The 14,562-nt window shown below is 42.3% G+C and carries 2 protein-coding genes and 3 pseudogenes; all 5 read right to left on the bottom strand.

The annotated features are described in order from the left end of the window. Nucleotides 1-7 precede the first annotated feature (7 nt). Complete coding sequence (locus MKX46_RS03395; RefSeq protein WP_341070907.1) at nt 8-8,647, bottom strand: non-ribosomal peptide synthetase/type I polyketide synthase; 8,640 nt, start codon at nt 8,645-8,647, stop codon at nt 8-10. Continuing rightward, nucleotides 8,640-9,548: pseudogene (locus tag MKX46_RS03400) on the bottom strand (aminotransferase class III-fold pyridoxal phosphate-dependent enzyme); the annotation flags it as partial. The pseudogene MKX46_RS03400 and the gene MKX46_RS03395, both read right to left, overlap by 8 nt. A 491-nt stretch (nt 9,549-10,039) precedes the next feature. Beyond that, nucleotides 10,040-12,406 (bottom strand): annotated as a pseudogene (locus tag MKX46_RS03405) (MFS transporter). A gap of 101 nt (nt 12,407-12,507) precedes the next feature. Next, nucleotides 12,508-14,034 (bottom strand): tyrosine-type recombinase/integrase, encoded by a 1,527-nt coding sequence (locus MKX46_RS03410; protein ID WP_341070908.1) that lies wholly within the window; start codon nt 14,032-14,034, stop codon nt 12,508-12,510. 195 nt (nt 14,035-14,229) lie between these two features. Continuing rightward, nucleotides 14,230-14,556 (bottom strand): annotated as a pseudogene (locus tag MKX46_RS03415) (toprim domain-containing protein); the annotation flags it as partial. Nucleotides 14,557-14,562 lie beyond the last annotated feature (6 nt).

Consider the following 14,562-nt stretch of genomic DNA (forward strand, 5'->3'; position numbering starts at 1 on the left):
TTCCTATTTATAGATTTTCAATCATGCTTAAAATTTCTTCGATTTCCACTGTATCGTTAAGTCTATTTTTAATACTTTTTGCTATTGCCGAAATTGTAGGACCCATAAACACTTCTTTTAATGCAAATTCTATGTCAAATTCTTTATGAACCCTTGATACAAGATTGGTTGCCTTTAATGAGTCTCCTCCTAATTCAAAGAAGTTATCATTTACTCCAATCTTCTGGACTCCAAGGATTTGGCTCCATATCAGTACAAGCTTCTCCTCAATTTCACCGAATGGTGCAGCATAGTCTACCCCTGTATTAATATTTCCATCAGGGGCAGGCAGGGCATTTCTATCTACCTTGCCATTCGCTGATAAAGGCAGTTTTTCCAACTGTACAAAATATGAAGGGATCATGTAGTCTGGCAGATCTTTGGAGAGATACTCCCTTAATTCCGGTATTGTCAATTCACTTTCTCCAACTATATATGCACAGATGTACTTGTTCCCTTGGGGGTCTTCCCTTGTTGCTGCCACAACTTCTTTTATTGAAGAATGTTTTAGAAGCTGAGCTTCTATTTCTCCAAGCTCTATTCGGTATCCGCGGATCTTAACCTGATGGTCTATTCTGCCCAGGAATTCGATATTCCCGTCAGGCAGCCATCTTCCCAGGTCTCCTGTTTTGTACAGCCTTATCCCCTTTTCTTCTCTGAAAGGATCTTCAAGGAATACATGGGCTGTTTTTTCAGGGTCATTTAAATAACCCCTTCCTACACCTGTTCCAGAGACGCAGATCTCTCCTTTTACTCCGATAGGGCACAGGTTCATGTTTTTATCTGTTATATATAGATTCATATTTTGTATAGGCTTGCCTACAGGAATGTTCTCTCCTTCATGAGCAGCTTCCATAGTATATAGAGTAATATCGTCCGCTGCCTCTGCAGGTCCGTAGGCATTAACTACTTTAGTATTTGGACATAGGTCAAACCATTTCCTTACTATGCCGGATTTTACGGTTTCTCCCGTTATCAGCAAGTAATGAAGTTTTTCCGGTTTATTCCCTGTATTTTCCACATACTCAAGCATTAAAGCAAGGTATGAAGGTACCACCTCAAGGACCGTTATGCCATCTTCTATGATCCGATTCGTAAACCTTGCAACATCCTTTACTATTTCATCTGGATAGATGATAATTTGAGCTCCTATGGTTAGGGCTGCAAAGAACTGCCATACAGATACATCAAAGTATTGAGGCGAGTTCTGGGATATTATGCTGTTGTTAGTTATACAAAGTTCCTTTATTTCCGCATGGATGTGGTTTATCATGCCAAGATGCTCTATCATAGCTCCCTTTGGTACACCAGTTGAACCAGATGTATATATAACATAGGCCAAACTATTTATGTCTATATCTAGATCTAGGTTTTCGCCACTTTCAGCCTCAATCTCTTTTTCACACTGGTCAAGGTATATAATTCGGCCTTTATAGTTCTCACTAAGCTGCTGGGTCACATAATCTGATAAGGTCAACACATAGGCAGCTTTAGATTCCTTAAATATATCAAGCACCCTTTGTGTAGGGTATTTTGGATTTACAGGTATGTAAGCCCCCCCTGCTTTCCATATACCAAGTACCGATTCTACAAATAAGGGTCCCCTCTCCAGCATGACAACTACGGCTTCTTCTCTACCAGTGCCAGCCTTTAGCATGTACCTTGCTATCCTGTTTGCCCTTTGGTTAATCTGGCCATATGTAAATCTACGGCCTTCATACGCTACTGCTATATTGTCTGGACGTACTTTCGTCTGCTGCTCAAACAGGTGGTGTACCGTCAGGTGATGTTCAAATTCAACCTTCGTATCGTTAAAGCCGTATATTATTCGCTCCTTTTCTTCTTGGGATAACATATTGATTTCTGATAGTTTTTTTTCAGGGTTTGAGGTTATCTCTTCAAGGATATTAAAGTAATGCTGAACAAGCCTTTCTACCGTCTCCTTCTTAAACAGACGTGTAGCATATTCCATCCATAATATTATATTATGACCATCTGGTATCAACTGGAATGTTAGGTCAAATTTCGATGTTTTACTTTCAACCGGATATTTGGAATACTTTAATTCACCACGATGTTCCATAATATGCTCATCAGAAGGAACAATATTAAACATAACAGTAAATAAAGGATTTCTGCTTGAATCTCTCTTTACGTTAAGTTTTGTCACAAACTGATCAAACCTGTATTCCTGATTTTCATATGCTTCTAAGGAGCTTTCTTTTACTTCTTCCAAGAACTCAGTAAAGGCCTTATTTCCCTCTGGGAAATTCCTTAATGCCAGGGTATTTATAAACATCCCCAGTATTCTTTCAGTATCAAAATGAGTTCTTGCCGCTATAGGAGTACCAATAATTATGTCTTCCTGTCCTGAGTATTTATACATTAGTGTATTTAATGCCGCAAGAAGTATCATATACACGGTGGCTCCTGTTTGGGAGGAAAGTACATTTAATTTATCCATCAAATGACTGTCTAAATCAAATAGCAACCTATTTCCTTCAAAGCTTTGAAGGACAGGCCTAGGATAATCTGTAGGCATATCAAGGATAGGAATTTCACCCTTGAACCTATTAAGCCAGTATTCTTCCTGCTTTTTGTAAACCTCAGTGCTAAACAAGCCATTCTGCCACTGGGCAAAATCCTTATATTGCACCTCCATTGCCGGAAGGCTTTCACCACTTAATATAGAAACTATTTCATCAAAAGTCCTGATTATTGAAGTTCCATCCGAGACTATATGATGTACATCAAGCAAAAGTATTTGCCTGCTAGCATGGATTTCTATAAGACCTACTCTTATTAAGGGTGCTTTGCTTAAATCGAACGGTCTTACAAATTCATCGATTATTTTCTCTACTCCGTCTTCCTCAGACTCAAAATATTCTATAGTAAAATCAACTTCATCTTGTATCCTTTGCACAAGCTCCCCATCAATCATCTCAAAGGATGTCCTAAATGCTTCATGCCTTTGTATCAATGTTTTTAATGCTTCCCCAAGGGCAACCCTTTCAATCCCACCTTCAAATAAAATTCCCACAGGTATGTTATACCCAATGTTGTTACCCTCAAGATTATTAATGATATACATCATCTTTTGTGCAGATGAGGTTTCATAGTACTCTTTTTCAGAAACTTTAGGTATTCTTTCAAGCTCAGCCTTACCCATATTTAGGGAACCCTGTTCTGAAATCTTTCCCGATTCGTATAGCTTTGATATCATTTGCTCGGAAAGATCGTATATGCTGGAACCCTTAAGAAGTTCTACTATGGAAACAGGTGTTTTAAAGGCAACCTCCATCCTGTTTTTTATTTCGGTGGCCATTAATGAATCCATCCCAAAAACAGTTAGTGGTTGTTTGGTACTTAGATCCTCAGGATTATAACGCAAAACCTTCGCTACTATTGTTTTAATATGCATTTCAACGATATTCTGCCTGCTCTGTATTGGAGATGAAATAATATCCTCCAGGATATCAACATCCACCTTTGATTTATTTATATTCTCTTGTTGTCCTGACTCATCTTGCAAAAGAGTTTTAAGCACATGTGGAGAACTCATGGGTGAGAACCATTTTTCCCCAAACGTTTGCCACGAGAGTATAGGTAGAACCACAGACTGTGCAACAGCTTCTCCAACAAGGTGCTCCATAGCCCTAATTCCCTTTTCTACCGTTACAGATTCTATGGATTTTTGTATATAATACTCCGGATCACGTTCCATAAACCTTGCAGCCATTCCAACCTCTGACCATGGTCCCCAATTGATACTCAGTGCAGGAAGTCCTCTCGATAAACGGTAATGTGCAAGTGAGTCCAAAAAGGCATTCCCAGTTGCATATGCTCCCTGGCCTGGTGAACCAAATACAGAAGCAACTGAAGAAAATAAAATAAAGAAGTCAATAGGCCGTCCCTCTGTCATACGGTGAAGGTTCCATGCACCATTTACCTTAGGCGAAAGGACCCTATAAAAAGTCTCATCTTTACTAACCTCAAGAAATTGATCATCCGTAATACCAGCAGAATGTACAACACCTCGAATAGGAGGCCTTTCTTCCTTATCAAAATCTTTAAAAAATCCAGCAAGCTTTTCCTCATCAGTTACATCCACTGATCCAATATATACTGTTGCCCCCTGGGACTCCAGCTTACGAACAAACTCAATCCTCTCTGCAAGGCTGCTGCCTGGCTCTACATTGTTCCATTCAGAACGTTTTGGAAATTCTCCGCGTCCAAGCAGTACCAGATGTCTTGCTCCCTTGGCAACCATCCACTGGGCTGTAATCATACCTATGCCACCAAAAGCACCTGTAATAACATAACTTCCATCGGGGCGAAGATGTACGGGTACTTGATGCTGCATATCAATCCGCAGTTTATCGATTCTTGCTGCAAGTCTATTCCCATTACGGAAAGCAATTTGGTTCTCTCCATTACCTAAGACTTCTTTTAACAGCATTTCCATTTCACCCGCATTGGCCTCTATGTCAAGGTCTACAAGGCCTCCCCAATTTGAAGGCAACTCATGGTAACCTATGACGGTGCCAAGGCCCCATACCAACGACTGTAAGAATGCAGAATTTGGAGTAGCCCTGTTGATCATTTGGGCTCCTCTTGTAATAACCCACAGCTTAAAATTTAATCCCAGATTTGTGGTTGCTTGTACCAGGTGTTTTAATACAAACAGGTTTTCAAAACAAGCTTTTTCTATAGCTGTATTGCTAACTTCCTGGATCTCAAGGATATTGAGGCTCCACATATATACAATACCTGTTAGCTTCGTTTTAATTTTTGAGAATTCATCAAACAACGCTCTAAGATCCTCAATGCTTCGAGGGTTTATATATATCTCACGCTCTTCATACTGCCAACCAAAATTCTCACCAGGATATACCATAAAGCATTCTTCTCCCCTTTTTTCAAGGAGATTTGCCAGTTCTTTTCCTGCTGCTTTATGATCCACAAAAATAAGCCATGCTCCAGAGTTAGCAGCAGCTGTGCGGGTATCAACTTCTTCACTTTTTAGAAGCTCCCAGTTTATCTCATAAAGATAATCCTTAACTCTTCCAGCATCAGACCCTCCACTATTTCCAAGTTCCTTAGTTCTTATGCCCAGTATTTCGGCGATTAGATTTCCGTCCTCACTATATAGACGGATGTTGGCGTTCAAATTATTATCTTTCCTATCTACCATCTGCGTATGACAAAGCATGACAGGCTCCGGCCTTCCATAAAGCTGCACCCTGTCTATTCCTACAGGTAGGAATGATTGGCCTTCGTTATTTTCATCTTCATTAAGTGGTGCAACTGCCGCAATGGTAACCTGGAAACAGGCGTCCAATACCGCCGGGTGAAGACCGTAGATAGAGCTATCAATCTCCAGTATTTTAGGGATCTCAATCCTGCCAAGAGCTTCGTTATCGCCTTTCCATATCTTGTCTATACCTTGGAAATAAGGACCATAATGGAAACCCATTTGATAGAAGGTTTTATAACATACTTCTTTTCCGTATTCTTTGGTACAATTGCCAAGTATTTGAATCAACTCATCTTTAGCAGTGATCTTTATGTTTTGCCGTTTTCTTATTGTGCCGGATGCATTGCATGTCCAAGTCTTATCTTGTCCCGGTATCCTGCTTGAAATCTCGAATTTTGCGGTTTTTGGATCCAAAACCACCTGCACCACAGGTGATACTCCTTGATTTAAAAATAAAGCATTTTCAAACTTTATATCTTCAACTGTATAAAAACCCTCTCCAAAATAGCTTCTGGCACAAGCCATTCCCAGCTCTACATACCCTGCTCCGGGGAAAACTTCTATACCTTGTATTTTATGATCAGAAAGATACGTCATATAGGTAGTATTAAGTTCAATCTCCCATATAGGGCTGGAAGTTTTCAAACGGCGTCCTAAAAACTTGTGCTTATTTTTTCCCTGCCTAAATTCACTTGATTCCTGCGTTTCCATCCAGTATTTATCCCATTGCCATGGATAAAGAGGGAGACTTACAAACTCACCTTGGTACCGGTAAATCTTGTTCCAATCTATAGGGTATCCCAGTGCATATAGATTCCCTAAGTTCTCCAGTATTGAAACCTGTTCGTTTTCATTTCTTTTTATAGAGAACAACTTCTTACCTTCAACGTTTTTAGCTGACAGACAATCAGAAATAGAAGCTGCTAAAACAGGGTGAGGGCCCACCTCAATAAATAAGTTATAATTCAACGAAATCATTTCATACATTGCTGCTTCAAAACGTACCGGCTCTCTTACATTTTTATACCAGTAATGTCCATCACACTCTGTACCCGTCAGCATTTTCCCTGTAACCGTGGAATATATCGGTATCCCGGCAGGCTGGGACTTTATTCCTTTTAATGCCTCCAATAGCTCCTGCTCATATGGTTCCATTTGGTAACTGTGATACGCTACATTGACCTTTAAAAGCCGCGCAAAAACCCCCTTATCCTGCAACTGTTTTTGGATCTGCTCAAGGGCATCAGGATCACCTGACAAAGTTACCGAATTTGGGCTATTGATTGCTGCCATTGAAACACCTTTTATGTTCTCATCCAGCAGGGCCACAACTTCTTTTTCTGGTAAACCTACCGCCAGCATTGTGCCCTTGTTTACTGCTTTTTGCTGTGCACGGCTTCTGTGAATACTTACCAACATGGCATCTTCAAGGCTGTAAATTCCTGCAACATATGTAGAAGCCACTTCTCCAACACTGTGTCCTACCACCGCATGGGGTATAATACCCAAGGATTTCCATACTTCAGTCAAACCCACCTGAACAGCAAAATTGGCAGGTTGAGCAAACTGGGGCTGGTCCAGACGTGAATTCTCCTCATCGGCGAGAAGTTCCTCCAGTAGAGACCATCCAGCATACTGACGTGTAAGTTTATCGCATTTTTCTATCATATTTCTAAACACAGGGTCTTTTTCAAGGAGCTGTCTGCCCATAGCCCACCATATGGGCCCCATACCTGTATATACAAAAACAGCTTTATTGTACTTTCCTGCCTCAACATTTCCCGCAGACATCCCCTGGCGTGCTTGTCCTTTAATATACGCTTCCAGGTTTCCTGCAAGTTCTTCCTTTGAAGATGCCGAAACCGCTAGTCTATAGTCATGATGGGTGCGCTTTTTGCTCATCATGCTTCCAATATCATATAAAGAAATACTTTCTCCACTTCCATTAATAAAATCAACATACTTTTGCGCATAGTTTTTTAGCGCCTTTTCTGAGCGCGCAGATATGGGAATCATATATGGCCATCCGGTATTTACATTAACTTCAGGAGTACCCTGTTTTTGGAGATCTGTAGCTTCCTCCAAGAGGATATGGGCATTTGTTCCTCCAAAACCGAATGAATTTATGCCAACCAATGCGGGTTGCGGCAAAGGCTCCAGGGTCTGAGGAATTCGTATACATAAATCGTCAAAGGGAATTTTAGGGTTTGGATTCTTAAAGTGCAGATGTGGAGGTATTTGCTTATGCTTTATGATTAGTGAAGCTTTTATCAGTGCGGCAACTCCTGCAGCGGCCTCAAGGTGGGCAATGTTTGTCTTAACAGATCCGACAATACACTTTTTATCTTTTGGCCTGTCTGTTGAAACCACTCGTGCTATTGCATTAGCCTCAATAGGGTCTCCAACCGGAGTGCCGGTGCCGTGAGCTTCAATATATGTTATATCTGAAGGTGATATTCCTGCCTTTTTGTATACCTCCTTCATTAAGTTTTCCTGAGCCTGCCCGTTTGGAACAGTAATCCCGTCTGTGTGGCCGTCCTGGTTTACACCCGATCCACTTATTACGGCATAAATCCTATCTCCGTCTTCGATAGCATCTGACAGGCGTTTTAAAACCACAACGCCGGCTCCTTCTCCTCTTGCATAACCGTTTGCACTGGAATCGAAAGTTTTGCACCGTCCATCGGGAGATAAAAAACCACCCTTACTTTCCGCTATGGTATACTCAGGTGTAGCTATAACACTTACTCCGCCTGCTATTGCGAGATTACATTCATTATTCAATAAACTCCCGCATGCAAGGTGTGTTGCAACCAAAGAGCCCGAACACGCTGTATCTACAGACAAACTTGGACCTCTGAAATCATATATATATGAAATCCTGTTGGACAACATTGTCATCATCATACCCGTTGCCGAATGTGTATCTAAACTTTCAACCGATTCGTTTTTAAATTGTATTGCTTGATAGTCAAGGGTGAAGCCCGCTACAAAGACACCGGTATTGGTTCCTGCTAGCTTGGCCGGATCCAAGCCTCCATCTTCCATTGCTTCCCATGATGTCTCCAGCATCAGTCTTTGCTGTGGATCAAGAAAGGCCGCTTCCCTTGGAGAAATACCAAAAAACAAAGGGTCAAACTCATCTATTTTATCTAAAAATCCACCATGACAGGTGTAATGCTTGCCTGGCTTTGATTTGTCAGGATCATAAAACTTTTCTAAATCCCAGCGGCCTTCGGGTAAATCGGAAGTCATATCTTTTCCCGCAGTCAATGCTTCCCAGAACTCCTCAGGCCCCCTTATTCCTCCTGGCAAACGGCATCCTATTCCTATAATGGCGATTTTATCCATAACTTTCGACCTCCAATACTTTATTTATATTCTCTTGAATAGCTTGTCTGATAATTGAACAACCCTGCTGCAAAAGTTCAAGCTCGATGGTTAACGGAGGCATAAGTTTTATAACACTGTCTTTTCTTCCTGCGCTTTCGATGATTAAACCGTTTTGGTAACATTCCTCTACTACTTTTTGCGTGATTCGCTCATCCTCCACATTGGAAAAATCAATACCCCAAATCAAACCTGCACCCCGAATGGTCAGGCCCTTATGTAATGACAAAATCTGCTTGGTTAAATATTCTCTTACAAATGCTTCCTTATATTTCACAGACTGTTCCAAATTATTCATTTCCCAATATTCCAACGCAGCTGTAGCTCCAATGAAAGCAAGCTGGTTTCCCCGGAACCTACCGTTATGCTCACCAGGCTTCCAGACATCAAGTTCCGGTTTCATCAGCAGAATAGACATGGGAAGGCCATACCCGCTGATTGACTTGGAAAGCAGTACAATATCAGGGATCATCCCGGCACGTTCAAATGAAAAGAACGGTCCGGTGCGTCCGCAGCCAACCTGAATGTCATCGCAAATCAGTAGAATACCGTGTCTGTCGCTAAGTTCCCTCAGCCTGAGCATCCATTCGGGTGAAGCTATATTTACGCCGCCTTCCGCCTGAATGGTTTCAAATATAATAGCCGCCGGTTTTTCGATTCCCGAGTGACCGTCGTTTAGAACGGCTTCCATGTATTCAATAGTATCGAATGAGTCAATTGGACTCTCGGAGTATGGGAAAAAGGTAACATCGGATAATGCTATGCCGGAGGAAGATCTTTTCTGAATGTTGCTGGTAACAGCCAGACTCCCCAGCGACATTCCGTGAAATCCTCCCATAAACGCAAATAAACCAGTCCGTTTAGTGAATGGCAGTACCAAGATACGGAAAAATTTCTTCCCCAATTACTTCATGTCTTGAGAAATAAGTGATGAGTCTTTCGTATCCGTATTTATCCTTTATGTGTTCTTTTAAAAAGTCCTGATCGATCATGTTTACACTCAATGATAATACAGTAATATGAAAATAATTCCAATAGGTCATAAGTTCTACTTTACTTGAAATTTTTATTAGGCTGGAAATCTTAAAATGAGAGCAACGTATTATAGCAAGGAAGCCACCTACATTTTTTGAGCGTGTATCGGGTTTGTAGAAGTAAAAAGGTATCCTTCTAATAAAAACTTCTTTAGTTACAGGTTGGTAAGCAATATTATTGTCAACGCTCCACTACCCGCCGGATATATATCGCTAGCTCCAGAAGTTTGGGCTTACCGGACGCGCTGGGGTTATGGCGGCAGCCGCAGGACCGATCGATGAGGATCGGACGGATTGACGCGGCATCAATGCGTCAAAGTCAAGAGGCCGCTGAAGAGCTTTCGTAAGCTTTTTTCTGTTGCGGACGGAACCACGAGGCAGCAAGAGCGAGTAGAGAAGTCCCTATTAGTGCGATGATGACCCAGCGGTAACCGTGAATGACGAAAGCAAAATCAACGGCAGAAATCACATTATTCTTTCCGGAATACAGCACGTTCTTCAGGTGGGCTGGCAGCGCTGCGCCGACGATGGTTAAAGAAAGAGCCGTACTCAGCACTTGACCCAAGTTATATAGCATGGACCGCAGTCCATTCGCCACCCCGCGGCTTTGCTCCGGAACGCTTGACATGATCTCCGTCGTATTGGGGGTAAGGAATAAACCGGTCCCGACCCCGATTAACAACATGCCGCAAGCGGTGACCCCGTAAGAGAAATTTCCACCGACCACGAATAGGAGTAGTAGTAGTCCTGCTATAGAAATAAGAATTCCAAGTGAGGCCAGAACTCGAATGGCCGCCTTCTTAGTCAACATGCCAGCAATCGGAGAAATGACCAACATCCCTATCGTAATTGGAAGGATCCTTAGACCGGCATTAAGCGCGTTTTGGTGGAAGGCAAATTGGTAATAGAGAGCGAAGAGCAGAGCAACCGCCGTACGGGCAAAAGAATTAAAGAATGTAGCGATGTTCCCCATACTGAACGTCCAGCTTTCAAAAAGGCTTAAATCTAGTAGAGGTGATGCTGAACGATGCTCATGCCATAAAAATATAGTAGTAAATATGGCGAATATCGCAAAACCTCCGATCACCTGCTTGTCTCCCCAGCCCAGTTCTCTCCCCTTGGATAAAGCAATGATTAGACCCGCTAAAGCGACAAAGATCATGATGCCTCCATATCCGTCCACTTTTTTATGGAGCTGCGCTAGGGGCTTCACCCTTAGAATCCAGAGCCCCCAGATGAGAGCAAAGATCCCGAAGGGAACATTAGACCAGAACACCCACCTCCAGCCTCAGGCGGTCGTGACCACGCCGCCGACGACCGGGCCAAGCACCTGCGCGACGGAAGCGGACAATAAATTCAGACCGAGACCGGTGCCCAGCTGCGATTGGGGAAACGCATCGGTAATCAGCGGTGTTGTGTTCGTCACTACGAGCGCTCCTCCGGCAGCCTGTACGATCCGAAGAAGGATTAGTACCTCTACATTAAAAGCATAACCGAGTAGTAAACTGGATACGGTAAAGATGGCCATTCCTATTAAATACATTCGGCTTCTTCCGAAAATATCCGAAATTTGTCCGAAGATTAAAATCAGGATAGTGTTTACCAGCATATAGGAAAGTAAAATCCAGCTGGAAGCTGCCGCATTCGCATGAAATTGCTGGCTTAATTCCGGCAATGCGACATTAAGCGTTCCGATACTGACCAGAACCAGGAACGCTCCGAGACTGGTTACAGATAAGACATACCAGGGGTACATCCTATCGGACTTGGGACTTCTCTTTTGGGTCATAGAGACCAACCTCCTGAAATAAAAAAACGACCCCTGGAACCTGATAAATCCAAGATTGTTCCCGGTATACTTAGCTGAAAACTCCTCTCCATCGTTATTCTTTGAAATGTAATCAAACAAATCGAGAAAATCTTCATACTCGAGAGATGAAGCATCCGACTCCCCGTGCTGGTCAAGCCATTTGAAAAATTTATGCAAAGCACTGCCCGCTTTACGAATATAATAGTCTAGCGAATTACTTCGTTTTAAATGCTCGCGAAACTCACGTGCGATATCCCCCCACTTTGGATGCTCACAGCAATCGTCAAACAGTATTCTTTGCCTACGTCTTCCTGGTTCATCCGAATATCCAAGCTCAAAAAGAATGTCCTTTAAACACTTGGCGTTATAACGTTTGTCGTTCGGACGCATTACATCCGCTAACGCTATATCTTCTTCCGTGAAATCGCCCAGCGGTTTCATAACACCTAGAAGGTGTATAGATAGTTTGTTGAACAAACCTATACGGTTTGAGTCTTTTTTGCGGATGTGTTCTGCTTCTGAATTTTTGAGGAGGCCCATTTTGACGGGGAAATCCGACAGATTAACACGACCTCTGGTTGACAGGTAACAAACCAAGTCGTTTCGACGATATTGTGCTACTACATCATTTCCCTTGCAAAAACCTGTATGCCAAGCCCAGAAAATGACATACCATAGGTCTCGACTGTCGCGATGCCGAAAGGTTGCTCTCTCTTCAGGCGGTACAGCTAACCAGTTATCCGGGGCCGGAAATGTAGTAAATAATTGAAGGACGGGATTTTTTATAGAAGAAAATACTTGATTCACATGATTCAAACGCAGCGTGTTTTTTAAAAATTTGCGAAATTCCGATAATGGAGTCCATTCTAGTGTCATTCCGAGTCCTCCTCATGCGCGTGGATTCCCTCTGAGATCTCCGCCTGTCGCATAAATACCCTCCCTAAATGATCTACTTTACCTTTTTCTGTGTCATTATTTCACTCAGGTATCCAATGAATATATGTATCGCGCGTAATCACGACAGAAGAATGCCCCAACCACTTGCTGATCTCTTCGATTGGTCTGCGATATCTTAGGAGAAGTGATGTCGCGAATAAGTGTCGGAAGGTGTGTGGATAGTAGGAACGTGGGTCTACGCTTCCCCCAGTTCGTTGAAATAAGTCATCAGCCAAATTATTATACTTACTGTAAACGCCTTTCTTACTTAATGGCTTCCCTTTTGAATTGTTTGACTCTGATACAAATAGATAGCCATGATCTTCACTTGTGTAATAAGACAAAAGTTCCCGCCGCTGAAGAAGTGCCCAATACAGAAGATCAGTGAACTCCTCTTGTGTTGGAAATCGGATATTTTTCCTGCTAAATGGATCAATTGTTTTGTGAGTTATCAACGCCACGTCCCTGCAGGAAGCCTTCGTTTTCCACCCCGTATCAATGACCCAATTCCCCCGCAACCCGCGTTCTTTTACAAACTGCAAGTTCCCGGAAAGAGAGTCGGTTAATTCCTCTCTTGCTGTATGATACACGTTTAAGTTGGAAGGAATTGTTGACGGCTCAATTCGAATCTCAGCTGCTTCACCAGGGCGTAATCCAAAGTAACGCAATATCGCAAAGAGAAGAAGATCCAAAGCATTTTCATACGGATCGATCAATTCAAAGAACATGTCTGCTTCGGTCTCACTAAAGACCTTGTCGTGGTTAATGGGAGAGGCTTGCCTGCTCTTCCCTCCTCCAGGTCCTGCAGTACCGGAATCTCGAGCAATATTTTCCACATCAAACACTATCCGCACCCTACTACCCGCAGTACCCGCTATTAATGAATGATTATCTCTTATTTCTTTTCTCGGAACCTGCTCTAATGGCAGGTATTTAAATCTTGTTGTTCTATCACGCAAGAACTTCAGATATGCACATGCAGTATAGATGATCGGAGCAAGTGCACCAGACGGGTACTCACACCAGTTGGTTTTCTTTAAATCGTTATGACTGCTTCGAATTACGGTTGATAGCTTCCCTTCTGCCATTGCATGTTTGTTAAGGGGGATATTCTTTAACATAGACCAATGAATCCCGTGAGTCGCCACCTTTAAATCTTCAAATGGCTTGTAACCTTTTGGAATACATCGAAGGTAATCCGCAAATCCCAGTAATATTACTTCAATAGGATACGGTCCACCTGCTTTTACTTCGATATTATGGATATGTTCAAAATCTTCCTCTAGCCTCCAGAACATCATGTAATCCAAGAACTTTTTCAGATTCTGGGCATGCCCTGTAACCGTATTCATTTTTAGCTTTTCCGTTAATAATAGATTCATTAAAAATGTTGTAGCTTCATGATGAGTACTATGATTTGGTTTAACAATAGCGATCACTTGGGTACCTTCTACTTGATGTATGTAATGTAAACCATCAATGTTAAGGGATTTGTAGTATCGGGCATACCCAACCAATCGCATTGTTTCCCCCATTAGCTGTGCTATGCTCAGAAGCTCTTTATACACACCCCCCCCTCTCCCAAGCATTTTTATTCATTCCTCTGTATAAGTTGAGTATAGAGGGACCACCCCCACCTCAATTATGTTTCCATAATTTTCTTTAATTCTACACAATACGTTGCATTCTGACAACAATAATTCACCCCCTATCCATAGATAAGATAAGGGGTTTCGAGATTTACATTATTTACTTCCCATTTATTGCCCTTCCCGTCCAGCATCACAAGCATTTACGATGGCATCACAGCGTTTGGCCAGTTCACCAATCATTTTCAGCTGATCTTTTGTTTTCGGATTCGGTACAATTTTGAACTGCTCAGGGATAATAGGAAGATCCTTAATATTCCATCGCTTGTACTTAGCATCGTATGCATCCGGCTCAGCCAAACCCAGTAAATGCCCGATCGCCCAGGTTACAATGTATTTCTCCCCTTCCAAATAGGTACGGTTATTTTTAGCCCGCGGCTCCATAACAGCGGCAATCGTCCGTCCCATATCCGGTTTCTCAGCAATAATCAACGTCTTCATTCATAC

It is taken from the genome of Paenibacillus sp. FSL P4-0113 (genome assembly GCF_038009305.1).
Taxonomy (GTDB): Bacteria; Bacillota; Bacilli; order Paenibacillales; family Paenibacillaceae; genus Paenibacillus; species Paenibacillus polymyxa_D.